This is a genomic window from Thermosipho globiformans, assembly GCF_003990895.1.
In the GTDB taxonomy this organism is placed as follows: domain Bacteria; phylum Thermotogota; class Thermotogae; order Thermotogales; family Fervidobacteriaceae; genus Thermosipho; species Thermosipho japonicus.
In genome coordinates, this window is the sequence record NZ_BHXD01000012.1 from 1 (window position 1) to 24,312 (window position 24,312).

At 30.4% G+C, this 24,312-nt stretch carries 25 protein-coding genes; 16 read left to right on the plus strand and 9 right to left on the minus strand.

Features of this window, described 5'->3' with window-relative positions:
- Nucleotides 1-244 precede the first annotated feature (244 nt).
- Nucleotides 245-2,209 (minus strand): methyl-accepting chemotaxis protein, encoded by a 1,965-nt coding sequence (locus tag EO083_RS08140; protein WP_126993698.1) that lies wholly within the window; start codon nucleotides 2,207-2,209, stop codon nucleotides 245-247.
- A gap of 800 nt (nucleotides 2,210-3,009) precedes the next feature.
- Here EO083_RS08140 and EO083_RS08150 point away from each other — a divergent pair.
- From EO083_RS08150 to EO083_RS08200, 11 genes are all read left to right on the plus strand, one after another.
- Nucleotides 3,010-3,543, plus strand: coding sequence for a hypothetical protein (locus EO083_RS08150; protein ID WP_241230026.1), 534 nt, complete (start codon nucleotides 3,010-3,012; stop codon nucleotides 3,541-3,543).
- A gap of 31 nt (nucleotides 3,544-3,574) precedes the next feature.
- On the plus strand, nucleotides 3,575-4,654 hold the full coding sequence (locus EO083_RS08155; RefSeq protein WP_126993702.1) for a glucose-1-phosphate thymidylyltransferase: 1,080 nt from the start codon (nucleotides 3,575-3,577) through the stop codon (nucleotides 4,652-4,654).
- An 8-nt stretch (nucleotides 4,655-4,662) separates the two neighbouring features.
- Nucleotides 4,663-5,484 carry an HAD family hydrolase gene (locus EO083_RS08160; RefSeq protein WP_126993704.1) on the plus strand — a complete coding sequence of 274 codons (822 nt, stop codon included), beginning with the start codon at nucleotides 4,663-4,665 and terminating at the stop codon, nucleotides 5,482-5,484.
- Nucleotides 5,459-6,163: a tetratricopeptide repeat protein gene (locus EO083_RS08165; RefSeq protein ID WP_126993706.1), complete on the plus strand. Its 705-nt coding sequence runs from the start codon at nucleotides 5,459-5,461 to the stop codon at nucleotides 6,161-6,163. Before EO083_RS08160 ends, EO083_RS08165 begins: the two co-directional genes overlap by 26 nt.
- Entirely contained in the window at nucleotides 6,148-7,404 is a 1,257-nt protein-coding gene (gene hisS, locus EO083_RS08170) for a histidine--tRNA ligase (RefSeq protein WP_126993708.1), read from the plus strand. The genes EO083_RS08165 and hisS overlap by 16 nt, the downstream gene beginning before the upstream one ends.
- 4 nt (nucleotides 7,405-7,408) lie before the next feature.
- The gene (locus EO083_RS08175; RefSeq protein WP_126993710.1) at nucleotides 7,409-7,729 is read left to right on the plus strand and encodes a hypothetical protein; all 321 of its coding nucleotides are present in this window, start codon (nucleotides 7,409-7,411) and stop codon (nucleotides 7,727-7,729) included.
- Nucleotides 7,730-7,751: 22 nt separating this feature from the next.
- Nucleotides 7,752-8,810: a metallophosphoesterase family protein gene (locus EO083_RS08180; RefSeq protein ID WP_126993712.1), complete on the plus strand. Its 1,059-nt coding sequence runs from the start codon at nucleotides 7,752-7,754 to the stop codon at nucleotides 8,808-8,810.
- Nucleotides 8,811-8,889: 79 nt separating this feature from the next.
- Entirely contained in the window at nucleotides 8,890-9,423 is a 534-nt protein-coding gene (locus EO083_RS08185; RefSeq protein WP_126993714.1) for a helix-turn-helix domain-containing protein, read from the plus strand.
- Nucleotides 9,423-10,058, plus strand: a complete 636-nt coding sequence (locus EO083_RS08190; protein WP_126993716.1) for a hypothetical protein — start codon at nucleotides 9,423-9,425, stop codon at nucleotides 10,056-10,058. Before EO083_RS08185 ends, EO083_RS08190 begins: the two co-directional genes overlap by 1 nt.
- Complete coding sequence (locus EO083_RS08195; protein ID WP_126993718.1) at nucleotides 10,033-10,776, plus strand: ABC transporter ATP-binding protein; 744 nt, start codon at nucleotides 10,033-10,035, stop codon at nucleotides 10,774-10,776. Before EO083_RS08190 ends, EO083_RS08195 begins: the two co-directional genes overlap by 26 nt.
- An 11-nt stretch (nucleotides 10,777-10,787) precedes the next feature.
- On the plus strand, nucleotides 10,788-12,284 hold the full coding sequence (locus EO083_RS08200; RefSeq protein WP_126993720.1) for a permease-like membrane multi-spanning protein: 1,497 nt from the start codon (nucleotides 10,788-10,790) through the stop codon (nucleotides 12,282-12,284).
- A gap of 41 nt (nucleotides 12,285-12,325) precedes the next feature.
- On the opposite strand, the gene glpX is transcribed toward EO083_RS08200, so the two are convergent.
- The 3 genes from glpX to folP form a co-directional block, all read right to left on the minus strand.
- The gene (gene glpX / locus EO083_RS08205; protein WP_126993722.1) at nucleotides 12,326-13,345 is read right to left on the minus strand and encodes a class II fructose-bisphosphatase; all 1,020 of its coding nucleotides are present in this window, start codon (nucleotides 13,343-13,345) and stop codon (nucleotides 12,326-12,328) included.
- A gap of 108 nt (nucleotides 13,346-13,453) precedes the next feature.
- On the minus strand, nucleotides 13,454-14,149 hold the full coding sequence (locus tag EO083_RS08210) for a pseudouridine synthase (RefSeq protein ID WP_126993724.1): 696 nt from the start codon (nucleotides 14,147-14,149) through the stop codon (nucleotides 13,454-13,456).
- Nucleotides 14,136-14,966 carry a dihydropteroate synthase gene (folP, locus tag EO083_RS08215; protein WP_126993726.1) on the minus strand — a complete coding sequence of 277 codons (831 nt, stop codon included), beginning with the start codon at nucleotides 14,964-14,966 and terminating at the stop codon, nucleotides 14,136-14,138. The genes EO083_RS08210 and folP overlap by 14 nt, the downstream gene beginning before the upstream one ends.
- A 127-nt stretch (nucleotides 14,967-15,093) precedes the next feature.
- On the opposite strand from folP, the gene EO083_RS08220 reads away from it, so the two are divergent.
- The 5 genes from EO083_RS08220 to EO083_RS08240 are packed head-to-tail and all read left to right on the plus strand — an operon-like array spanning nucleotide 15,094 to nucleotide 19,265.
- A complete protein-coding gene (locus EO083_RS08220; protein ID WP_126993728.1) occupies nucleotides 15,094-15,870 on the plus strand; it encodes an alpha/beta hydrolase in 777 nt (258 codons plus the stop codon).
- Nucleotides 15,871-15,911: 41 nt separating this feature from the next.
- Entirely contained in the window at nucleotides 15,912-16,928 is a 1,017-nt protein-coding gene (locus EO083_RS08225) for a pyridoxal-phosphate-dependent aminotransferase family protein (protein ID WP_126993730.1), read from the plus strand.
- Complete coding sequence (locus EO083_RS08230) at nucleotides 16,925-17,635, plus strand: phosphocholine cytidylyltransferase family protein (RefSeq protein ID WP_126993732.1); 711 nt, start codon at nucleotides 16,925-16,927, stop codon at nucleotides 17,633-17,635. Before EO083_RS08225 ends, EO083_RS08230 begins: the two co-directional genes overlap by 4 nt.
- Complete coding sequence (locus EO083_RS08235) at nucleotides 17,632-18,294, plus strand: CDP-alcohol phosphatidyltransferase family protein (RefSeq protein ID WP_126993734.1); 663 nt, start codon at nucleotides 17,632-17,634, stop codon at nucleotides 18,292-18,294. The genes EO083_RS08230 and EO083_RS08235 overlap by 4 nt, the downstream gene beginning before the upstream one ends.
- Nucleotides 18,291-19,265 carry a lysylphosphatidylglycerol synthase transmembrane domain-containing protein gene (locus EO083_RS08240; protein ID WP_126993736.1) on the plus strand — a complete coding sequence of 325 codons (975 nt, stop codon included), beginning with the start codon at nucleotides 18,291-18,293 and terminating at the stop codon, nucleotides 19,263-19,265. Before EO083_RS08235 ends, EO083_RS08240 begins: the two co-directional genes overlap by 4 nt.
- Before the next feature lie 73 nt (nucleotides 19,266-19,338).
- Here EO083_RS08240 and EO083_RS08245 read toward each other — a convergent pair whose 3' ends face one another.
- The 5 genes from EO083_RS08245 to EO083_RS08265 are packed head-to-tail and all read right to left on the minus strand — an operon-like array spanning nucleotide 19,339 to nucleotide 24,310.
- Nucleotides 19,339-20,691, minus strand: coding sequence for an MFS transporter (locus EO083_RS08245; protein ID WP_126993738.1), 1,353 nt, complete (start codon nucleotides 20,689-20,691; stop codon nucleotides 19,339-19,341).
- Nucleotides 20,688-22,025: an RtcB family protein gene (locus EO083_RS08250; RefSeq protein ID WP_126993740.1), complete on the minus strand. Its 1,338-nt coding sequence runs from the start codon at nucleotides 22,023-22,025 to the stop codon at nucleotides 20,688-20,690. Before EO083_RS08250 ends, EO083_RS08245 begins: the two co-directional genes overlap by 4 nt.
- Before the next feature lie 2 nt (nucleotides 22,026-22,027).
- Entirely contained in the window at nucleotides 22,028-22,684 is a 657-nt protein-coding gene (locus EO083_RS08255; RefSeq protein WP_126993742.1) for an ATP-binding cassette domain-containing protein, read from the minus strand.
- The gene (locus tag EO083_RS08260) at nucleotides 22,674-23,405 is read right to left on the minus strand and encodes an ABC transporter permease (RefSeq protein ID WP_126993744.1); all 732 of its coding nucleotides are present in this window, start codon (nucleotides 23,403-23,405) and stop codon (nucleotides 22,674-22,676) included. The genes EO083_RS08255 and EO083_RS08260 overlap by 11 nt, the downstream gene beginning before the upstream one ends.
- The gene (locus tag EO083_RS08265; protein WP_126993746.1) at nucleotides 23,402-24,310 is read right to left on the minus strand and encodes an ABC transporter substrate-binding protein; all 909 of its coding nucleotides are present in this window, start codon (nucleotides 24,308-24,310) and stop codon (nucleotides 23,402-23,404) included. Before EO083_RS08265 ends, EO083_RS08260 begins: the two co-directional genes overlap by 4 nt.
- Nucleotides 24,311-24,312 lie beyond the last annotated feature (2 nt).

Genomic DNA, 24,312 nt, shown 5'->3' on the forward strand with positions numbered 1-24,312 from the left:
TGCTAATTTTTCAATGTTACTTTCTTCCTTTTTCTTCCTCTTTACCATTTAAAATACCCCCTTCTTGGTTTTATTTTACCATACCAAGAAGAGGGTTACCTATTTCCTATATTTTTCATTTACACAAAATTTTTTATGGTCTCTTTCTGCTCATCCTAAAATGATTAGATTGATTGAAAAATAATTTTTACATTGGCCAGGGTGACTTAGTGTCCTGAGTTAATAGTTTGTATTACTACAATTATTAACTTAATTTAAATTTTTGAACAGTTTCTACAAGCTTTTCTGCAATATTTGATAAACTTTCTGATAGGTTACTAATATTCTGACTAGAATCAGATAATTGTTTTAATGCTTTTGTTATTTCTTCTATTTCTTGTGCAACAGAAGTAATTGAATGTGTTGCTGAGTCCATTGCACTACTCATTTCTTCAGTTGCTGCGCTTTGTTCTTGCGTACTTGCTGCTAGATTTTCTATTTGCGTTACTATAGTTGATATTTCATTGGTTATTTTATTAAATTGATTAACTACTATATCTGCACTTTCACTTATGCTTTCAACGACTTTTACCGTTTCTTTTGTTGCTTCGTTTGCTTTTAATGAACCTTGGCTTATTTGATTTAAAATATTGCCAATCTGCTCTGTTGCATTTTTACTTTCTTCTGCAAGTTTTCTTATTTCATCAGCAACAACTGCAAATCCTTTTCCGGCTTCACCGGCTCTTGCAGCCTCTATTGCTGCATTTAATGCAAGTAAGTTTGTTTGTTCTGCTATAGAGTTAATTGTTTCAAGGATTTGGCCTATGTTTCTTGCGTGTTCACTAAGTTCTTCAACTACATTTGCTGTTTGTGAAACGGTATCTTTTGCATGTTTGATTTTTTCTACAATATTTTTTACTGCTTCATCTCCTTCTTTTGTTGCGTTATTCACTTCTGTAGAACTTTCTGATAGTTCTTGTGCTGCCTTCGAAACATTTTGTGCACTTGATGCAATTTCTTCAATTCCACTGGTTACTTCTTGGATAGAGGCAGATGTGTTTTGAATTGATAGATTTATTTCTTCCATTTGTGAAGAAATTTCTTCTGAAGATGCACTCATTTCCTCTGCAGTAGATGCAAGATTAGATGAAGAGGATGAAACTTGGATTGAAGAATTATTAATAGCTGTGGCAGTTTCTTTTAAATCTTCAACCATTTTATTTAAATAAGTTCCAATTTGACTAATTTCGTCTTTACCGTTAACTTGAAGTTGAACAGTAAGATCTCCTTGTGATACTTTTTCAAGTGTGGCAATAATTTCTTTAACCTTGGTTACCATAGTTTTTGCAAGTAAAATTAGGAATAAAAGAGTAGCAACTAATACAATAATTGATGTGATTATAGTTAATTTATAACCTTTTATCTTTTCATTAACAACTTTGCTTACATCAGATTTAGTCAAGATTGCAGCCACAACATTTCCAGAAAAATCTACCAAGGGAAAAGCTTGGTAGAAGTGTTTATCTATAAGTTTATATTCGCTTTTACCTTGAAGTATTTTTTCAAAATTAAATTCATTAGAATAGTCTGTTATTGAGTCATCTTCTTTAATAGCAATATCAATACGTTCACCTTTATTATTGTAAAAAACGTAAAGGATGTTTTCGCCTGGAAGTCGTTTAAGAAAAGTTTTTCCTAAATCTGTACCAAGTTCTACGGTTCCAATATGCATGCCGTTGTATTCAAGAGGTTGAACTACCCTGAGTCCTAACCCTTCAACTCCAACCTCGATTCCGATCACTATTTGCTTTTTTTGGTTTGCTTCAACTACAGTTTTTCGAAATGCAGATAGATCATCACCATATTTTTCAGGTTTTTGAACACGAAGAAAACTATGATTATCTGGTGTGTGAAAGTGAAGTTTGGGAACCCCTTCTTCCTTTAAAACTTTAAAAGCATCTTTTGTCAGTGAGTATAATTTTTCTCTATCATGTTTTGCAAATGCTTCAATAATTTCTTTATTAGAAGTAATTATCCCAAGGGCTCTTTCTAACCCCTGAAGTTCACTATTAAGAGTTGTTTCCACAAGTTTTTGGAAACTACTAGAGTAATTATTCATCCATGCATTGTCAAGATTATTCTGAGTTGTTTGATTTATAAAGAATATTATTCCTATAGCAGCTACTAAGATTATTGGAATAATAAAGTAAAGTGCAGTTGATAACTTCATTGTATCACCTCCTATAATTTCAAAAAAACAATTAAAATAAGATATAACATCTAGGGAGTACAAAAAATTACTTGCCAATTAATCTAATTATTTTTGATTAAATATATGTAATCTGTCTATTATCCTTGCTTATTTATCTTGCTTGCATTAAATTGCAGTTTTATTTATATATATATTTTATTTTGGTAAAATACACCTTGGCCAAAGTAAAAATTATTTTCAATCAATCTAATCATTTTTGGATGAGCAGAAAGTGTGCCTTTTAACATTGTTAACTGCTGCCCTAGTAACATATATATATAATCTGTGCCTTTAGCGTCCTTTCATTCATTCATACCTCTTATCTTTATCCTCTGTTTCAGCCTTTCTATATACCATTCTATTTCCCATCTTTTGCTATATATCAACCTATTTATTTCTCTTTCCATAAATTCTTTCCCTTTTCTTCCCCTAGGTTTGTTTTATTATGGAATAACAGACCTATTTTAAATTACCTTTAAACTCATTGTAATTTTATCACGAATAAAGTAATTTTAAAGTTTCTTATATATTTCTTTTTTGTTAATGATGTAGAAAAATAAAAAATAACCTTTTGTATGATTGTGAATAATTGATTTGTGAGTAAGCTGTTTTCAGAATAATATTTTATTGATTTGTTTTTTTTAGCAATAATAAAAATTTCAATAAAAATATTGAAAGATATGGAAATTCTTATTAATAAAATGTTTTATTGAAAATTCAAGATATCTGTGTCATTTAAATTTATGAAATTATATAAGAAAGATGTTATAATAAAAAATATGAAAATAGAAAGAGAGAAAAAGTATCTTGTAGATGAAAAACTTTTTCAAAATCTTAGGAAAAAAGCAATATATAAGCTGGGGGTTATCCAGTGGTATCTGGAAAAATGTGTATTTATTAAAGAAGAAAAATGTAGAATAAGGTATACTATAGATTCACAGGGCTGTGAAAATTGGATTGTTGCTTTTAAATCCTCTCTCTTTGGTGATTATAAAAGACTTGAAGAAGAATATGAAGTAAAATTGCAGGATTTATCCATCTTGAGTGGAAAGCCGGTAATTGCTAAGATAAGATATCTTCTATTGATGGAAAAAGCAGAAGTAATTGTTGATGAGTTTATAGAGCTTGATTATCCATTAAAAGTTAAATATTTAGCAGAGATAGAAACAGATGAAGATTTTAAAAAATTTGAAGAGATGTTTTCTTTGTCTAAGGCAGTTAAAGATTTTGAAGAATATACTAACAAAAATCTTGCAAAAGTTAGTAATTTTTCCCCTGAAGAGATTATTAGAAAAGTACAGACTATGCTATAATCAATTAGACACAAAAAAGAGGAGGGTGAATATGAAGGCTTTGATTTTATGTGCTGGAAAAGGGACAAGACTTAGACCACTCACATTCACTATAGCTAAACATTTAATTCCAATAGCAAATAAACCTGTAATATCATACAGCCTTGAAAAAATAAAGAGTGTTGGAATTGAAGAAGTCGGTATAGTAGTAAATCCAGAAAATATAAAAGACTTTAAAAATTTTTTTGGAAATGGTGAAAAATTTGGTTTGAAAATTGAATATATTCTTCAGCAGGAGCCAAAAGGACTTGCTCATGCTGTTATGGTTTCAAAAGATTTTCTTAAAGATGATGATTTTTTGATGTATCTTGGAGATAACTTGATATTGGATGATATAAGTTCATTTGTTGAAGAATTTGAAAGTGATGAGGATATGAAAGCTTCTATATTACTTTCACCAGTTAAGGATCCCTCAAGGTTTGGTGTGGCTGTTGTAAAAGAAGGAAAAATAATAGAAGTTGTAGAAAAGCCAAAAGAACCAATATCTAACCTTGCTATAATAGGACTTTACTTATTTAGAAATACAATTTTTGAAGGAATTGCAAATATAAAACCTTCATGGCGCGGAGAACTTGAAATAACAGATGCAATTGGATATTTGATAAAGAATAATTATAAAGTAAAAGGGCATGTTGTTTACGGTTGGTGGAAAGATACTGGAAAACCTGAAGATTTAATAGAGGCCAACAGAAAAATTTTGGATGATAATCATTTTAAAGTGCAAATTGATGGTATAGTTGACACTTCAAGTGTAATACAAGGAAGGGTATCCATTGGAGAAAATAGTGAGATTATAAATAGTACTATTAGAGGCCCTGTGGTAATTGGTAAAAATTGTATAATTAAAGATTCTTACATTGGGCCATACACGTCAATAGGAAATAATGCAGTGATTGAAGATTGTGAGATAGAAAACAGCATATTGATGGATCATGTAAAACTAATGAATCTTCCATACCCTATTGATTCATCTCTTATAGGTAAGAATGTGCAGATAGTAAATAATGAAAAAAAGCCAAAAGCTATGAAGTTTGTTATTGGTGATATGGGAAAAGTCGAAATAGTGAGGTGAAGTCTGTATTGATAAAGTTAATAATTACTGATTTAGATGGTACATTATTAGATGATCAAAAAAACATACCACCCCAAAATGCTTTTGCTTTAAGGAAAGCTATGGAAAAAGGGATTCATGTAAGTATTGCAACGGGTAGAAATTATTATTCAGCTAAAAGGTATATTGATGAATTAGGTTTGGATGTCCCTGTTATACTGCAAAATGGTGCTTTTGTCTACATGCCTTTGGAGAATAAAGTTTTGTACGAGTCGTTATTAGACTCAGCCATTGCAAAAGACCTTATAAATTATGCAAGAAAATTTGATCTTGATTATATTTTGTATTCATATTTTTTAGATGAGATTGATATGTATATGGACAAGGAGCATAACGGTGGATTTGTAACCTATATTAAGCAAAATAGTTGGAGAATAAGGTATGTGGATGATGTTTTAAGGTATATAACGAGGGAGAAGGTAGCACAAGTAGTTTTAATAGGAGATGAATCAAAGATTTGGTATATAAATGATATAATAAAGCAAAAGTATCCAGGAAAATATAGTGTTGTAAAAAGTACAGTTGTTGATGGCTGGAGCTTTATAGAATTTTTTGGTCCAGGATCTTCAAAGGAAGAGGCTGTAGCTTTTTTGATGAATTATTTTAACGTAAAAGGTGAAGAAACTATGTTTTTGGGGGATGGATATAACGACCTAGGAGTTATGAAATTGGTTGGTTTTCCGGTTGCTGTAGATAATGCCTGTGACGAGGTAAAAAAAGAAGCGCGATTTGTTACCCTTTCAAATAACGAAGGGGGAGTAGCTTTTGCAATTGAAAAGTTTGTTCTTTAGCTTAATTTTACTTTCTATTTTTTCTTTTTCGTACGATATGCTAGATCTTCAGATGGCTGTTGGTGAGAGAAATCAAGAAAAAGTATTGAGTATACTTAATTCATTGGAATATAAAAAATTACCTCTTGAATTTAAATGCGAAGTGATTCTTGCATATACAGATTTATATTTTTGGGGTGAAAATATACCAAAAAAAGATTACCAAGAATTAGCAAAAAAATACGTAGATGAGCTTTTAGAAAAGGATCAAACCTACTGGAAAGTTTATTACACAGCAGCTCTTGTATACGGGCATTATGTTCAAAAAAACTATCTTTTAGCACTTTTTTATTCGTCAAAAGTTTTTAATTATGCAAAAAAATCGGTAGAACTTGGGCAAGATCAATACCTTGCCCATCTTTTATATGGTATATTAAACCTTGAAACACCATTTGGAAAATTAGAACTTGCTGAAAAGCATCTTTTAAAAGCACTTGAGCTTAATCCTAACCATGTTTATACCTATGTAGAACTTGGAAAGTTGTATGAAAAGAAAAAAGAATGTAAAAAGGCAAAAGAGATGTATGAGAAGGCACTTAAAATACCTGGAATGAAAATTTGGAGTTATATAAACAAAGAGGGTAAAATAGAAGCAAGGCAGAGACTTTCGGAGGTGGAAAAACAGTGTACAAGCGAATAAAAGGTACAGAGGATATTTTTGGAGATGATATTAAGTACTGGTATTATATTGAAAATGCTGTTAAAGAGACTGTAAGGCTATATGGTTATTCAGAAATAAGAACTCCCATTTTTGAGGCTACAGAGTTATTTATAAGAAGTGTTGGAGAAGAAACGGACATAGTTCAGAAAGAAATGTATACTTTCGAGGATAAGGGGCAGAGAAGCATTACGTTAAGACCTGAAGGAACTGCCCCAACCATTCGAGCTTTTATTGAAAATTCAATGATGGCAACGGGATTGCCAAAAAGATTATTTTATATTGGTCCTATGTTTAGGTATGAAAGACCTCAAAAGGGTAGGCAAAGACAATTTCACCAATTTGGTATAGAATTAATTGGTTCTTCTTCGCCGCTTGCAGATGCAGAAGCAATAATTGTTGCTGATAGAGTTTTAAAGAATCTTGGACTTTTAAACTATACTATAAAGATCAATTCTATTGGTTGTGATAAATGTAGGGCAAATTATAAAAATGCATTAAAAGAGTACTATTCAGATAAATTGGATAATGTGTGTGATGACTGTAAAAGAAGATATAATACCAATGTTTTAAGATTGCTCGATTGTAAAGTTGATGTTGAATATGTAAAAGGCGCTCCAAAGATTACAGATTATCTATGTGATGATTGCAAACATCACTATGAAGAAACTAAAAGATTGTTAGATAATTTAAAAATTAAATATGTAGAAGATCCACTTCTTGTAAGAGGTCTTGACTATTACAATGGTGTAGTTTTTGAAATTCATCATGGAGACCTTGGAGCGCAAAGTGCAATTGGTGGTGGGGGAAGATATGATAAATTAATAAAGGAACTTGGAGGAAGTCAAACACCGTCTTTAGGTTTTGCAATGGGAATAGAAAGGCTGATTATAGCGTTAAAAAATGAAAAGATTCCAGTTGAAGATATAAAGAATAACGAGATATTTGTTGCTCACCTTGGGCAGCAAGCAAGAATTGAGGCATTAAAAATAGCCGAAGATTTAAGGGACAATGGCATATCTGTAGTATTTAGTACAATGGAAAGAGGTTTAAGTGCCCAATTAAAACATGCATCGAGGTTGAAGTGTAAACTCTGTGTAATTGTTGGTGAAAATGAACTTGAAAGGAATGTTGTGATACTCAGAAACATGGAAACAGGGGAGCAGATAGAAATAGAGAGAGATTATGTTGTAGGAACAGCTAAAGAATGGATTGAAGAGTGAGAGTATGAGTTATATAGAGGCAGTTATAGCTATTGTCCTTGTTTTTATAGCTGTAACTGCCGTTTTCACATCAATTGAGTATCAACAAAAGATGTATTCTGAAATACTTGAGCGTGAATTACTTCAACTATATTCAGAAGATCTTTTCTGGATAACCCTTTATAACCTACCAAATACCACACCTTTTGATTCTTTTGAATCCTCCTATTCAACCAAAAGTGCATATGTAGTTAAAGATTATGAAAAGGTAGAAAAAGAAATTAATTGTATAACCTTTACTTTTCCTGGTGAAAAGTCAGTGAAGATATATTATTTTAATAAATAATATTGAATATGAGGTGATTCATATGAAGAAGTTATTTTTAATTTTGGTTTTAGTAGTTGCTTTTATTTCGATTTTTAAAGTAGTAAATAATGTACAGAATATTTCAGAAAAAGATTTGATTTATAAAAATATATCAAGTCTTTCGGTTGATAAAAGCACTTTTTCTTTTTGTGTGTTGGGAGATAATAAAAATTCTATTTCGACTTTTAATGAGATTATAAAAAAACTGAATGATGATTCTTCAATTAGTTTTGTTATAAATACCGGAGATTTGGTTTTTGATGGTAGTCCAATAAAATATTCCTTTTTTTTAAAACAAGTTGAAAAATTGAATAAACCATTTTTTGTTGTTCCTGGAAATCATGATGTTTCTGACAATGGAGTTGAAAATTATATTAGAATATTTGGACCACTTTATTATTCTTTTTATGTTAATAATTCTTATTTTATATTTTTGAATAATTCAAATGAAAAAAATTTAGACTTATTTCAATTAAATTGGCTTGAACAAGAGCTTGTAAAGTCTCAAAGATTTAAATATAGATTTGTTTTTCTACATGTTCCATTATTTGACCCAAGGGTGAAAACACAACCGGGACATTCGATGAAAGATTTAGAAAATGCCCACCTTTTACTTTCCATGTTTAAAAAATATAACGTTACCATGGTTTTTGCAGGGCATATTCATGGATTCTTTAAAGGAAATTGGGAAGGAGTACCATATATCATAACTGGTGGTGCTGGTGCAGAGCTAGTTGGTTTAGATAAAAATCACTATTTCTATCATTATGTTAAAGTTAATGTTTCAGAAAATGAAGTTTCATATGAGGTAATTAAGATGGACTCACCGGATTTTAATGTGTTTGATAGGATATTTGCATTTATTTGGTTGTATTTATATTCATTTGTTGTTATTAATTATTGGGTTATTATTTTGCTTATTTCATCATTTTCTTTGGGAGTTATTCTATTTTCATATGATAAATTTAGGAGAATTGTGTTGGCATTTTTAAATAGAGTTAAAAAGGCGAAAATAGTAAAATTCTTGAAAAGCCTCCATGAAAAAATGAAAAAATTATAGATTAAAAGTTACTTGACATATAATTTCATATAGGATATAATTTCAATGGAATTGAAATAAATAGTAATAAGGTGATAATATGAATGAACTTTTAAAGGTAATTTCATCACCACAGCTTTTTGAAGTGCTTAATTTTTTGAAAAATAATCCAGATATGAACCCAAGTACAATTGCAAAAAAACTAGGTTATCATACTTTTACAGTTCAGAGGTACCTTGAAGTAATGGAAAAGTTTAATATAGTATCATTTAAAGAGGAAAGAAAAGTCGGAAGACCTTCAAAAAAGTATAGATACATTGGTGGAAAAATAACTATTGATATAGATGAAATTTTGAACATTTTTAATCTCAAAGGAAAAAGAGTAAGGGAAAAGGCTGGAGATTTTAAATACAGTTATGATTTAAATAAAGAGACAATAAAAGGTGTAATTTTGAATAATAAGAAGATTAAATTTAATGAAGTAGAGGGGAAAATACTATTTTTAATTCCACCAGTAAATTCAAATGGGATAACAGCTTGTGAAATATCAAACAAAATAAGCATCAATGAATTTGATATTTTATTTGCAATTAAAAAATTTCTTTCCTTGGATTTGATTGAGGTGGTTGAATAATGCTTGAAGTAATATTTACACTCATTTTTATAGTACTTTTTAGGTTTATTATTTTAAAGTTTCTAGGATACGATAGAAAAAGTATCTTGTTAAGAGATAGCGAGTTTTGGTCAGCCTTGATATTTATTGGTATTGCACTTTCCATATTTTTGGACAAAAGTAATTATTTGTTGTATATTCTTGTTTTATTAGGTATTTTGATGAATGTTTTTAATTATATTAGTTATAGATTAACATTTACTTCAATGCTTTCTAGAATATTTATATTTCTAATTTTATTGTTTCCTAAATATATTTGGATAGTATCTATTTTTGCAATATTTAGTGTTTACAGAATGAAGAAAATGCCGATATATAATTGGATTTATAATTCTAAAGTAGCAGAGCAAATTGCAAAAACTTGTGAAAAAGGAGAATATACAAGAAAGCCAATAATTGTATTTGCCCCTTTTAATAGATCTGCTATTTTCTATGGTAAAGGATTTACAGTAAATGTAAAGGAAGATAAAGCTATTTTTAGAATTTCTCGTAAAACACATAGATTGTTGGGGTCTCCAAAATTAAGTGAGTTTTGTGAAAAATTTTCCGAATACATTAGGGGGTGGTTAAATGATAAAGGCAAGGAATTTAACTAAGAAATTTGGAAGCTTTGTAGCAGTGGATAATATTAATTTAACGGTTGAAAAGGGAAAAATCTTTGGATTTCTTGGCCCAAACGGTGCAGGTAAAACAACAACTATTAGAATGTTAACTGGTTCTTTAAGGCCAACAAGTGGCGAAATTGAAATTCTTGGACTTAATATGAAAACACATGAGCTAGAAATAAAGAGAAGAATAGGTGTAGTTCCTGATGAGCCTAGGATTTATGATCATTTAAAAGGATATGAATATTTAGAGTTTGTAATGGATATTTATAGAGTAAATGGAAAAGAGGTAAAAGAGAGAATACAAGAATTATCTGCAGCATTTGGAGTTAATTATCTGTTTAAACAGGTCTCTGATATGTCTCACGGTATGAAGCAAAAGTTAATGCTCATTAGTGTTTTGATGAGAAAACCGGAAGTAATATTTTTAGATGAACCCACGGTAGGTCTTGATGCAAAAAGCGCAAAGATTCTAAAAGAGCTTTTGAAAAAATACTCTTCTCAAGGTACTACGATATTTTTGACCACACATATTTTGGAAATTGCCGAAAAAATGTGTGATGAAATAGCAATAATTGATAAAGGAAAGATAATTGCTCAGGGAACTATGGAAACTTTGAGAAATGGTGAAAATAAATCTCTTGAGGATCTATTCTTAGAACTTACAGCCCAAGAAGAAGATATAAAAAATATTGTTGAAATGCTATAAGGGGTGAAATAATGAGGGAGTTTATAATTTTATTAAAGTATCTTTCCAATCCTTATATGAATACTACAAAGAGTAAAAAATCTTCTGTTAGTAAAAATTTTTCAAAGCAACTTCTTGGTTATGCAATTGGTTCTATACCCCTTGGAATATTTGTGTTTGTTTTCTCAAAACAGATCTTTGAAAAACTTTATATGGCAGATCCTGCGGCTTCAAGACTTATGTTTCTTTTTTGGGTTTCGATCTTGTCTTTATTTTTCATTGTAGGATTTATAGGTCTTGCAATGTATTCTCTTTCTCGAAACGATGAATTAGAAATTTTATTGACAATGCCGATTTCAAGAACTACCTTAACGGTATTTCAGATATTTACAGCTACAATATCTCAAATTTATGTTCTCGTCTTTTTTGTATTTGTGACATTAGCTTATTTAATTGCAACTAAAGGAAATATTCTTTTAGGGATTGTACAATTAATTGTTCACCTATCATTTTTACTTTTATTATCATCTACAATAGCAATATTGATTGGTGGAAAAACTTCTAAATCATTTACAAGAAGGTTTTATATGATAATTGTTCTTTTATCAATATTCTTTTATTTCTTTGTAGTTGCACTAGTCGATGTTGATGTTGCAGAATTACAGAATTTAGTGAAAATGTTTTTGTTTTCTACAAAAGAATATAATATTTTGGCATGGAGTTTTATTTCAACAAAAACATTGATTTTTTCAATTATATCATCTGCAATATTATTTATGTTATTTAGAATGATATCCAGCAAAATTGGATTTGAACCTATTCAAAGAAGTTCTAAAAAAAGATATGATATAAAAGGAACAGGTTCAGTTTTGAATGCGATAATAAAAAAAGATTTAAAAGCTACAATAAGGTATGAGCAATTTTTATACTTTGTTTTGTATCCAATTGGTTTTGGCATTTTCATGATGTTTATTAATAAAGATATTTTAAGTCCACTTATGTTTACAATTCCTATTTTCACTTTTTATATAGCACTTGAAACAGGAATATTAATGATATCTGAGATTTCAAAAATAGAGTATGTATCGGTATTCCCAGTTAAGTTTTCAACTCTTGTATTTTCAAAAATAGCTATACCAGTTTTTATTAATATTATACTGCTTCTAATTATTTTTATTGTATCAAGCATCTTCTATTCATTAGATTTGTTAGTGCTGTTAGGTTTGCTTTTTGCACTTTTGTTATTTACAATGAGTTCTATATTAGGAGCATATTTTGCAATTTCATCTTCTAATTTGAAGATTGTTAATATGAATAGAATTTTTTCTATCTCCCAAACTCTTATACTTGAAGCAGTTACCATGGGGCTTGCGTTTGGTTCAATAATTCCGCTTGGTATTTTGATTCAACAGCAAAGCTTAGAATGGTGGGGTTGGTTAATAATGATTTCTTCACTAGCAACAATAGTTTTGATTTCTATCTTGTTTTTTGGAAAATTAAAAAAGAAAATGGAAGTTAGATTATCATAAATAAGAACTCCCCTTACAAAAGGGGAGTTCTTTAAAGTATATTAATCATTGCCTTTTTTTCCATTAATAAACCTTACTTCACCCTCACTCTTTAGCGGTATGGTTTTATATTTTAGATTATGATGTGATATTATCCTTCTTAGTGTTTTAGTTTTTGATCTCATGACAAGAGATTCGGTTATAGCAATGTTTTTTGAATACTTTACTCCTCTTAATAGATCTCCATCTGTAACACCAGTAGCTGCAAATATTACGTTATCACTTTTTATTAAATCATCTGTTTTATATACTTTTTCAAGATCATAACCTTTTTCGATTAAATCATTTCTTTCTTTTTCATCTATTGGCCATAGTTTAATTTGTATTTCTCCACCTAAAGATTTTAATGCAGCAGCAGCTAAGGTAGCTTCTGGAGATCCACCGATTCCTATGTAAATATCAACGTAACTTTCAGGCAGAGCAGTTGCTATTGCAGCAGCTATATCGCCATCGCTAATGAGTTTTATCCTTGCACCAACTTTTCTAACTTCTTCTATTATTTCTCTGTGCCTATCACGGTTCAATATAACAACTGTAAGCTCTGAAATATCTATATTTAATATAGCGGCTGCAACCCTCAAGTTTTCTCTAATCGACGCATTGATATCCAATTTTCCTGCAAGTTCTGGCCCTACTGCAAGTTTGTAAGAGTAAAAGGTCGGTAAATATTCTATAGCCCCCCTATCTGTAGCAGCAATTACACTGATTGCATTCGGAAGTCCGTATGCAACAAGTCTTGTGCCATCTATTGGATCTACTGCGATATCTAGTTCTGGAGTGTTTGGTTCCCAGTTTCCAACTTGCTCTCCGATATATAGCATTGGTGCTTTGTCTTTTTCGCCCTCACCGATTATAACAACACCTTGCATATCTATATAGTCTAGCATTCCACGCATGGCATCACTAGCCAATTTATCGACCATTTCTTTGTCGCCTCTACCTAAATATTTACTAGCCATAAGTGCGGCTGCTTCAGTTACTCTTACTAGTTCTAATGTAATTTCTTTAGATAGTTGACTCATCGTTACACCTCCCCACAATTTACGGAGAAATTATAACATTATGTAACTTAAAAGTAAAACTTTTTTGATGAGTGTTTTTTGAAAAAAATTACACTTTATCAAAGATAATTATGATTCAAGAGCCTTTTTCGCTGTATTATAGTCTATTTCTTTCCATTCCCCCAAATTTAGGTTAAAGTCATTTAAATTGAGTTTTCCTATTCTAATCCTTTTAATCTTTTTATATTTAAGACCTAAGAAACCTACAATTAACTTTACTTCATGGAATTTTCCTTCTGTAATAACTAACGAGATAGTTTCATCGTCAATTTTTGTGATCTTTGCCGGTTTAAATTTGATACCATTATTGAGAGTTATGCCATTACTTGCAATTTCAATCATTTTTTTGGTTAGTACTCCTTCTATTTTTACAATATATTCTTTTTCTACATTTGATTTTGGTGATATTACTTTGTGGGTAAAGTTCCCATCGTTGGTTATTAAGATCAGGCCTTCTACGTCTTTATCAAGTCTACCTACTATATGTAATTCGTCAAGGTAAGGATGATCTATAAATTCAAAGATGTTTCTTTCATATTCAGATTTACTTGATGTAAATCCTGAAGGTTTGTTAAAAACAATATAAACGTCATGATGAGGTGTTACCTCAATATCATCCACAAATACCTCATCATTTTCATCTACATTAAACTCAGGTTTTGTTACAACGTTTCCATTTACTTTTACTCTTTTTTTCTTTATTAGTTTTTTTACTTGTTTTCTTGAACCAACTTTTGCGTTGGATAGAAATTTATCGAGCCGCATTTTTAATCGCCTCAATTACTTTTACTACTCTATAGTTTTCTTTTACGTCATGAACTCTTATTATATCTACATCTTTCATTACTGAATATGCTGTTATGGCTAAAGTTCCTTCGAGTCTTTCTTCGACAGGAAGGTCCAATATCATACCTATCATAGATTTTCTACTTGCTCCAACGAGAACAGGATATCCAAGTTTTTTGAATTCATCAATATGTTTTAGGATTAAAAGGTTATCTATTAATCTTTTTCCAAAACCAATACCTGGATCAATTATTATTTTTTCTACTCCGTGTTTTTTTGAAAATTCAATTCTTTCTTTTAAGAATGTAATTATTTCACCTACTGTGTCTTCATAGAAAGGATTTTGTTGCATATTCCTTGGTGTTCCTTTCATGTGCATTAATATTACGGGGCAATCATATTTTGTTGCGACGTTTACCATGTTTTCATCGAATCTAAAAGCACTTATGTCATTTATTATATCGGCTCCTAATTTAAGGCTTTCCTCTGCAACCTTTGATTTATAGGTATCAACTGATACGATTATGTCAAAGTTATTTTTTATAATCTCTATTGCAGGAACGACTCTGTTTAATTCTTCTTCTAAAGATACTTCTTGTGCGCCAGGCCTTGTGCTTTCACCACCAACATCTATTATTTCTGCTCCATTCTTAATCATTTGAGAGACTGTATCGATTAGCCTATCACGATCAATTCTACTTCCAGGATAAAAAGAGTCTGGAGTTACATTTACTATTCCCATTATATAAGTGTGATCAAAATTAATTTCTTTTCCATTTTTTAATGAGTATTTCATACTCTCCCTCCTCTCTAATTATATTTTACCTTTTATATTGAATTTGTACAAATTAATAAAAAGCTGGTGTGCTTTTTAATATTGGAGTATAATAATAGAGTATATAAAATTTTTGAGGGGGAATTATATGAATTTATTAAAATTTAGCACTAATATAAAAACGGTGGAAGTATCACAACCAATTTTTCTTGAGGGGAATAACGGTATAGGTGTTTTACTTATCCATGGTTATACTGGCAGTCCTCATGATATGAAATTTTTGGCAGAAAAATTAAATGAACAAGGTTTTACCGTTTATGTTCCAAGACTTCCTGGCCATGGTACATCAAGCGAAGATTTTTTAAAAAGTAATCACAGAGATTGGCTTAGAAGGGTCATAGACAGTTATTTTGATTTATCTGGAAAGTGTAAAGAAGTTTATGTAGCTGGTCTTTCCATGGGAGGCGTATTAACATTAATTCTTGCAAGTATTTTTAATCCGAGAAAGATTGTTAGCATTGCAGGCGCAATTTTTACTACTGAAAAAAAGATAGCGTTAACTCCATATATTTCTCTTTTTTTAAAGAAAATAAAAAGGGAAGGATATAACGGAACTTATGAAAATAAAGATTTGCAGTATCTTTCAAAAGAATATTGGTCATATAATTGGCCACTTCAGGCAAAGTATTTGTATAAATTAATGAAAATTGCTAGAAAAAGATTAAAATATATAAACTCTGATATTTTAATTCTTGCATCAGAAAAGGATTTGACGGTTCCGTTAGAAGCTGCGCATTACATTTATAACAACGTTTCTTCAAAAAGTAAAGAGTTGAAAATCTTTAAAAAAACAGGACATGTAATGACAAATGATATAGAAAAAGAAGAGGTTGCAGAAACAATTATTGAATGGTTTAAAAAATAGGGGGTGGAATTATTAAACTTTTTACCGTTGGTCCTGTTGAGATGGAAGAAGAAATTTTAGATATAGGCGGAAAGCCTATACCATATTTTAGAACACCTGAATTTTCTAAAATGATGTTGGAGATAGAGGATATTTTTAAAGAGGTAATAGATGCACCTGAAGATTCAAAATTTGCAATTTTGACTGCTTCAGGTACGGGTGCAATGGAAGCAGCTGTTATGAATATTTTTTCAAACAAAGATAAAGTACTTGTGATTAACGGAGGAACTTTCGGGGATAGATTTGCTAAGCTTTGTAAAATTCACCAAATTAGTTATGATGAAATTAAATTATCCTTTGGTGAAAAACTTACAAAAGCTCATTTTAAAAAATTTAATGGAAAAGATTATACGGGGCTTTTAGTAAATATTCATGAAACATCTACAGGACAACTATATGATATAGAACTTTTATCGGAATTTTGCCGTCAGAATAACATGATGCTTGTTGTTGATGCAATTAGTTCTTTTTTAGCCGATGAATTTAGTATGAAAAAGTATAATGTTGATTGTGTGATTTTAAGTTCCCAAAAAGCTTTAGCTCTTGCTCCGGGGTTATCATTTTTGTTTTTAAGTGATAGAGCTTATAAAAAAGTTTTAGAAAACGAAGTTAAAAGTATGTATTTTGACTTAAAAGATTACTTTCAAAACATGGAAAGAGGACAAACACCGTTTACACCAGCCGTTTCAATTGTTTATCAATTATATGCAAAATTAAAGAGTATAAAAGAAAATGGGATAGAAAGTTATATTTTAAAATCAAAAAGTCTTGCACATCATTTTAGAGAAAGTGTTAAATCACTTGTAAAGATACCAGATTACCCACTTTCAAATGCACTAACGCCAATTTTAGTTGACAATGCATTTGATATATTTTTAAGACTAAAAGAGGAAGGAATATATGTGACACCAAGTGGAGGAAAGTTAAAAGACAAGCTTCTTAGAATCGGACACATAGGTAATCTTACAAAAAAGGATAATGAAGTTTTAGTATCATATCTAGAAAGGATGGTAAAATGAAAGCTATACTTCTTGCTGCAGGAAAAGGGACAAGAATTTCTAGAAAGATATCTAATATTCCAAAATCTCTTGTAGATATAAAAGGTAAACCACTTATATTGAGAACGATTGAGATGTTGAAGCATAATAACATAGATGTTTCGGTAGTTTTAGGTTATAAAAGAGAATTATTTTTAGAAATACTTGATGAAGTTAAAATTTATTATAACCCTTTTTATTCTGTTACTAATAGTATAGCTTCACTTTGGTTTGCAAAGGATGAATTTTCTGGGGAAGAAGATATAATAGTTGCAAATGCCGATGTTTACTGGGATGAGGAAATTTTGAAAACTTTGTGTAATTCAAAAGAAGACATTTTAATGTTGTACGATTCTTCTAGAAAAGAAGAAGGTGATTATTTATTTTATGTAGAGGATAATATACTAAAAGATCACGGAAAAGAGCTTTTGCCTGAAAAAATTTCAGGAGAATATGTAGGTGTGTCTATAATAAGAAAGGAATTTCAGGAAAAGTTTAGAGAAAGATTAGAACTTTTGGTTTCTCAAGAAAAGTACGATCTTTGGTGGGAAAATGTTTTGTATTCTTTCATTAATGAGAGAAATGTTTATGTTAAAGATATTAAGGGGTTATTCTGGGGAGAAGTAGATTATATAGAAGATTACTATAGAATTGTAAATCATCTTAATGGGTTTGAGGTGAAAAGATGAGATATAAAGAGGTTATGAAGTATTTTGATACTCCAGCTGCACCAATTTGTTACGTTTTTGTTGATAGAGTGGCTTCACTTTTTGTTTGGCTTAATGTTAACTTTTTGAAGATACATCCCAATTATATCAGTATTTTATCTGGAATTTTTACAGTATTTTCTATTGTTGATTTTTCAAAAGGATTATTTGTTAAAGGGGCTGTCTTTTATTTTCTTGCGTTTTTATTTGATGCTATTGATGGCCCTTCGGCAAGGGCATTAAATAAAACGTCTATGCTTGGAGTAATACTTGAAGTTTGGACAGATTCTTTAAGACTTGTTGGGAGTACTGCAGGGATTTCATGGTACTTGTATAAAAGTACTTTAGATGAGAGATGGTTATTAATATTATTTATATGGCTTGTTTCATTTTCAGCAGGTCTTTGGCTTTATCCTAAAGCAAAAGAAAGTTTTAAAGATTTCAAAAAAGAAAAGAAAGTAGAAGGATACTACATTTCACCTGTCCCGACCTGGATGGATTATGAAATGTTGGCATTTTTCTTTTTACCTTTGTTTGGTCAAGTTAAGTTGGGGATGTACATACTTGTGATTGGTTATTTTATTTCTTCACTTGGCATGTCCGGATATTTACTCCTTTTGGGAGGTAAAAAGAAAGAATGAAGAAAAAATTAATATTAAACGCAATAATTGCAATTGTACTTAGTTTGGGAATAATAATTGCCATACAATTTTTTCAAGGTGATATATCTGGATTAAAAAATATACCAGCATATATATTTGTTTATACGCTAGTAGGTTATATTTTAATGTACCTAATTGGAGGGCTTAGCACAAAAATTTTTTTAAAGGTTCTTGGATACAAAGTAAGGTATATAGATTGCTTTGAGAATTATTTTTTTGGTAACTTTTTTTCTTACATTACGCCCCTTTATGTTGGAGGGCAGCCTTTTCAGATTTATCATCTTTCAAAATTGGGAGTTAAGAGTGAAGATGGTACAAATTTTATTTCAACTAGGTTATTTGAGACTTTTGTTGTAAATATAATTTTGGATGTTTGGATTTTTAAATATGCATTTAAAAATTTGAATTTTGGAAATGTTAGTAAAGTTATAATTTTAATTGGTTTTATAGTTCAAGTTGCATTGACTGTAGCGATTTTAATTTTCATGTTTTTCCCACAAATCTTTCGCTTTTTAATAAAACCGCTATCAAAATTATTTAAACTGGATTTGACAAAGTTAGAAAATTGGCTTTCAAATCTAAAAGAAAGTGTCTTTAATATGTGGAATAAGAATGCATACATAGTTTTGATTGATACGGCCTTTTGGTTTGTTATAGTTTGTTTACATGCCGTGCCATTTTATCTCATGTTCAAACATTTTGCACATATGGATATTTCTTTTTTGAGACTGGTGGGAATTTTATCACTTATAAACACGGTTGCATATTTTGCCCCTACTCCTGGCGCAGCAGGAGGAATTGAGGGGATGTATCAACTATCTTTAAGAGGGATAATTTCTTCGTCTATAATTTCTCGTGCTATACTTTTGTGGAGACTTTTTAGCTATTATATTCCAATATTTTTAGGTCTGATATTTATATGGCGTATTAAAGATTGGATGCAAAGATAAAATATATAACCTTCTTTTTATACAAAACAATTTTCTAGCAAATTTGATACCAAATACATTAAAATTTAAAATACTACCACCATCTTTTTACTCTTTCCTTTTTTAGAGGAACTTTTTTTAATATATAAGCACTTTCAATTTTTGCATTTTCATATATTTTTTGTGTTGGTCGTCTTGAAATTACATTCAGTACATTAAATACAAAGAGAGTTGGAGAAACATACTTTTGCGTTTTAACAGATGCAAATATTGGAATTGCAAGGAGCCTAAGTATACCTTCAATTACAAAGTAAATTTGTATACCAAATATATGATAGTCATTGATATAAAAATTGTATTTGTTAAATATTGCGGCAAAGTATCCACCTGAGAGTGACCCTATAAGTCCACCAAGTCCTCCAAAAAAACCAAATACTGCAAAATACATAGGGGATATTCTCTTTGCAGCTTCCATTGGAAGTATTAATAGTGAGAGGTTTATGGCGGCCCAGCCTATCCCAGATATTACGGCATCAAGTCCCATTGCAATTGGCCAATATTTTTCATTCATTAGTATCCATATAAATGGCGTAAATGATACAATAAGGATACCAGAGACCATTATAGTTTTATTACCTAATTTATCACTCATTTTTCCCCATATGAAATAGAAAAGCATGGATATAAGTGTCATTACTATAGTTGCATAACTTATATATGTCATGGGAATATGAAGGTTTTTAAGCTGATGGTATGAAAAAAATGGTGCGGTTAATAATAAGATAAAATTCCAATACATATTTGCAAATGCTAGTTTCAAGAAGTTTTTTTCACTAAAAACTTCTTTTAATTCACTAATAGTTCCTAAACTCTTTAAAGGTGGATCATCTACGGGAATTAACGATATAAGTCCCAAAATTGTTCCTATTAACGTTATTGAAATTACGTATATATAATTATATGGTTCAGGAACATTGTCTATAATATATGAAAATAGATAGAAAATTAGCAGTGTTGAAAAAGAAATTAAAACACTTCTAATACCAAAATATCTTCCCCTTTTTTCAGAAGGAATTATATCCGAAACAAGTGAAGACCAGGTGTTCCCTGCCAATGAAGTAAAAGCTTGTGAAATTGCAAATGTAAGTATTAAAATTACTGGGGATTTTTTACCAAGCATTATTGAAATGACAACAACAAACCAAAGTAGCTTGAACGAATTGAATAACATTAAAAGTCTTTTACGGTGTTTGAATTTTTCTATAATAGAAGGAGTGACTATTTGAAGTAGTTGGAATACCATAGGAAAGGCAGCTGTTATACCCAAAAGCACTTCATTAAAATTAAAGAAAAGTGCAATAGAGGTAAAAACAACTCCCTGAGTCAGAATAAAATAAAAATTTGAAAATATCCCTTCCACTATTAATAAAGATTCGTTTTTGGTCATCCTTTAATAACCCCCAGAGGAATTAATTTGGCAACTTTTTTAGAAAGATTTAATTTGTCTACAATTTCAACAACTCTGTCTATTTTCTTATAAGCATCAGGAGCCTCTTCTAATATTGTTTTTTTAGATTTACTTTTAACTATTATACCTCTTTTTTGAAGATTTGAAAGGACTTGGTTTAAACTAAGTTTTTTTAAAGCTTGTCTTCTGCCTAAAACTCTTCCTGCTCCGTGAGCTGTGGAAGAGAATGCAAAATTTTTGTTTGTCCCTACCATTACATACGAAGCAGTTCCCATATTGCCAGGAATTAAAACAGGCTGGCCGATGGATTTATATTTTTCAGGAATATCTGGATTGTTTGGCCCAAACGCTCTTGTTGCACCTTTTCTATGAACTATTACCTTTTGATTGTCATGTATTTCAACTTTTGCAATATTGTGTGCAACATCGTATACGATTTCAACTTTTGAATATTTGGAGAAAACTTTTCTTATGTAATGTGTGATAATCTGCCTATTAGAAAACGCATAATTTGCCGCACAATTCATCGCAGAATAATATTTTTGCCCTAGATCACTATCAAAATAAGCGTAAGCAAGTTGTTTGTCTGGAAGGTCGCTGTTTAAATTTCTCATCAGCTTTATATAATCAGTTGCAATTTGGTGTCCAAAACCTCTGCTACCTGTGTGAATCATTATTACTATTTGATTTTTATAAAGCCCCAAAATATTTGCTTTTTTCTCATCATATATTTCTTCAACTTTTTGAATTTCAATAAAGTGATTTCCAGCACCAAGTGTACCTAGTTCTTCTCTGCCTCTTTCATATGCTGTTTTAGAGATGTCTTCCATACTTGCAGGAGAAATTTTTCCAAAGTCTTCAATGTATTCTAAATCTTCAGAAAGCCCATATCCCATTTCAATTGCTCTTTTGGTGCCTTCTTCTATTATTTTTTTAAAAGATTTTTTATCAAATTTTTTTGATGTTGCTCCAACTCCAACAGGTATTACATCATAGAGTTCTTTAATAGTGCTTTCTATATATTTTTTAAAGTCATTATAGTCTATTTGTGTTTTAAGCAATCTAACTCCACAGTTAATATCAAAGCCTACACCACCAGGACTTATTATGTTAGAAAAAGCAGCAACACCTCCAATCGGAAATCCATACCCCCAATGAATATCAGGCATTGCATAAGCGGCTTTCACTATAGTTGGAAGAGAAGCCACGTTTTTAAGTTGTTCAATTGCTTCGGATATTTCTGATAAGTTGTCAGTTAAAACAAAAGCATCAACTTTCATATTCCCAGTCTTTTTAATCTTGTGAATGTACATTTTTACCCACCCCACAACTTAATAATTTCATTTGACAGGTCAGATTCATTGATTTGACTGGTTAAAAACTCTTTAATGATTTTTGCAGGTCTGTTTGAAAGAACGTATATTTTATCGGATAACATTAATGCTTCTTTTAAATCATGAGTTACAAGAATAGTAGTTATATGATTTTTATCTATTTGAGTGTTTAGATCCTTTATTAAATTCCATTTTATGTGGATATCAAGAGATGAAAATGGCTCATCAAGTAATAGTAATTCTGGTTTAATAAGTAGTGCCCTTGCAAGATTTACCCTTTGCTTCATACCTCCGCTAAGTTTAATAGGATAATAATCTTTAAATTCATATAGTTTTAGAGATTTAAGAATATTATCAATCTTTTTACTATCTTCAGATACAAATTTGAGATTTTCATATATTGTTTTCCATGGGATTAGTCTTGGTTCTTGAAAGATATATCCTATTTTATCAAAATTTTTCTCAATTTTTCCATCGGCATTCTCTAGACCTGCTATTATCCTCAAAAGTGTAGTTTTACCACATCCGGAGGGTCCAAGAAGGGCAACTTTTTCTCCTTTTGAGATTGAAAGGTTTATGTTTTTAAAAATGCATAATTTTCTAAAGTTTTTGGAGACGTTTTCTAATTTAAGAAGCATAATAAAATTCCTTCCTTTTTATAATGAATTTTATTAGCCTTTCTGAAGATATTCCCAGGAGTATAGCAAATATAGTTAAAGCATATACTTTTGGAACGTTTACATATTGTCTTGCCCAAGCAATTTGAACACCAATGCCTTCATTCCCTGCTAGATATTCAGAGACTATTATAACTTTCCATATGTTTCCAGAGATGACCTCTAGTGCGGTAAATAGAAACGGGATTACTGAGCCTATGTAGATATCTTTTACTATTCTTTTTTTTGGAACATTATAAACATATGCCATTTCAATTAGTTTCTTGTCAGTATTTTTGACTCCTTGAGCTATTGCAAAGGTCGTGTTTGGAAGAAGTGATAGAACAGATATTACAATTGGTCCTTTAAAACCAATCCCCCAAACAAATATTACTAAAACAAGCCAGGATATTACAGGTACTGATTGAAAAATAGTAAATGCAGGTCTAAAAAGTTCGTATAGCACATCAAATATTCCCATTAAAAAGCCAAAGAAAAAACCAAGAATGATTGTAATTATTAGTGCAATAATACCTTTAAGTACTGTTGAAAGCAGAGAAGACCATAAGGTTTTGGTTTGGGCAAGATCAATAAAAACCCTCCCTACAGAGATTGGTGTAGGGAGGATGAGTTGAGAATCTATTATTATCGAAAAAATCCACCAAATAAGGATGAATAAAATTAGTCCGTATAAAAATTTCATTTTAGATAGAAACCCTCGTCAGGTACTTGTGGAATGCCTTCTGGATAAAGCTCATGCATTGTTTTCAAAAAGTAATGAACTTCATTTTTACATTCGTTAATTGGTATATATTTAAATGTTGTTCTTTCCAGTGATTTTTTTAGAATAACAGATGGAATAGGAAGATATTTACTTGTAATTTCAAGTGCTTCATCTATATGACTATTTGCATATTTAACGCTTTTTTTGAATGTTTTTTCAACATCATTGATTACGTTTTCAAATTCTGTAATTTTACCTACTACAAATAATCCTGCAATAGGAATACCTAATGATGAATTTGATATTTTATTCCATTCTTGTTGGAAGTCAAGAACTATTTTTCCACTATCAAGACACATTGATACAAAGGGTTCTGGAAGAGCTGCATAATTTATTTTCTTTGATTTAAAAAGTGCTACAATTTCTTGAGGAGCCGCATATGCAAATTTTACGTCAACATCTGGTTTAAGGCCGTTTTGTACCAAAAGATATCTAAGTAAAACATCAACTGTTTGTCCACGGCCGTGAGCAGAATATACTGTTTTTCCTTTAAGTGAACTTAAATCTTTAAAGTCTTCGTTTGCAATTAAATAAAAAACTTTCCATTCATGTACACCAACTAATTTTATATCTACTCCGCTTGAATATATATTTGCTGCCGTTGTAATTGGAAGTACTACAAACTTTGAATAATTTGATGATACCTTTGAGATTACTTCATCTAGATTTTTCCAAAGCTCAATTGAAATTCCAACTTCTCCTTTTACTTTTTCGCCAAGGATAGGTGCTACTGGAAAAATAGTTGGGCCAAAAGGATTTAATAAACTGATTCCAAATTGTAAAATGCTAAATAATAGTATAATAGTAATAACTAATTTTTTCATAT

What these genes read in the sequence shown, in the direction of transcription:
- EO083_RS08155 (WP_126993702.1), top strand. Translation starts at nt 3,575, where the DNA reads ATGAAGGCTTTGATTTTATGTGCTGGAAAAGGGACAAGACTTAGACCA.
- EO083_RS08185 (WP_126993714.1), top strand. Translation starts at nt 8,890, where the DNA reads ATGAATGAACTTTTAAAGGTAATTTCATCACCACAGCTTTTTGAAGTG.
- EO083_RS08140 (WP_126993698.1), bottom strand. Translation starts at nt 2,209, where the DNA reads ATGAAGTTATCAACTGCACTTTACTTTATTATTCCAATAATCTTAGTA.
- folP (WP_126993726.1), bottom strand. Translation starts at nt 14,966, where the DNA reads ATGAAATACTCATTAAAAAATGGAAAAGAAATTAATTTTGATCACACT.
- EO083_RS08250 (WP_126993740.1), bottom strand. Translation starts at nt 22,025, where the DNA reads ATGTACATTCACAAGATTAAAAAGACTGGGAATATGAAAGTTGATGCT.
- EO083_RS08195 (WP_126993718.1), top strand. Translation starts at nt 10,033, where the DNA reads ATGATAAAGGCAAGGAATTTAACTAAGAAATTTGGAAGCTTTGTAGCA.
- EO083_RS08175 (WP_126993710.1), top strand. Translation starts at nt 7,409, where the DNA reads ATGAGTTATATAGAGGCAGTTATAGCTATTGTCCTTGTTTTTATAGCT.
- EO083_RS08225 (WP_126993730.1), top strand. Translation starts at nt 15,912, where the DNA reads ATGGAAGAAGAAATTTTAGATATAGGCGGAAAGCCTATACCATATTTT.
- EO083_RS08255 (WP_126993742.1), bottom strand. Translation starts at nt 22,684, where the DNA reads ATGCTTCTTAAATTAGAAAACGTCTCCAAAAACTTTAGAAAATTATGC.
- EO083_RS08230 (WP_126993732.1), top strand. Translation starts at nt 16,925, where the DNA reads ATGAAAGCTATACTTCTTGCTGCAGGAAAAGGGACAAGAATTTCTAGA.
- EO083_RS08260 (WP_126993744.1), bottom strand. Translation starts at nt 23,405, where the DNA reads ATGAAATTTTTATACGGACTAATTTTATTCATCCTTATTTGGTGGATT.
- EO083_RS08240 (WP_126993736.1), top strand. Translation starts at nt 18,291, where the DNA reads ATGAAGAAAAAATTAATATTAAACGCAATAATTGCAATTGTACTTAGT.
- EO083_RS08150 (WP_241230026.1), top strand. Translation starts at nt 3,010, where the DNA reads ATGAAAATAGAAAGAGAGAAAAAGTATCTTGTAGATGAAAAACTTTTT.
- glpX (WP_126993722.1), bottom strand. Translation starts at nt 13,345, where the DNA reads ATGAGTCAACTATCTAAAGAAATTACATTAGAACTAGTAAGAGTAACT.
- EO083_RS08180 (WP_126993712.1), top strand. Translation starts at nt 7,752, where the DNA reads ATGAAGAAGTTATTTTTAATTTTGGTTTTAGTAGTTGCTTTTATTTCG.
- EO083_RS08235 (WP_126993734.1), top strand. Translation starts at nt 17,632, where the DNA reads ATGAGATATAAAGAGGTTATGAAGTATTTTGATACTCCAGCTGCACCA.
- EO083_RS08245 (WP_126993738.1), bottom strand. Translation starts at nt 20,691, where the DNA reads ATGACCAAAAACGAATCTTTATTAATAGTGGAAGGGATATTTTCAAAT.
- EO083_RS08210 (WP_126993724.1), bottom strand. Translation starts at nt 14,149, where the DNA reads ATGCGGCTCGATAAATTTCTATCCAACGCAAAAGTTGGTTCAAGAAAA.
- EO083_RS08265 (WP_126993746.1), bottom strand. Translation starts at nt 24,310, where the DNA reads ATGAAAAAATTAGTTATTACTATTATACTATTATTTAGCATTTTACAA.
- EO083_RS08190 (WP_126993716.1), top strand. Translation starts at nt 9,423, where the DNA reads ATGCTTGAAGTAATATTTACACTCATTTTTATAGTACTTTTTAGGTTT.
- EO083_RS08200 (WP_126993720.1), top strand. Translation starts at nt 10,788, where the DNA reads ATGAGGGAGTTTATAATTTTATTAAAGTATCTTTCCAATCCTTATATG.
- EO083_RS08220 (WP_126993728.1), top strand. Translation starts at nt 15,094, where the DNA reads ATGAATTTATTAAAATTTAGCACTAATATAAAAACGGTGGAAGTATCA.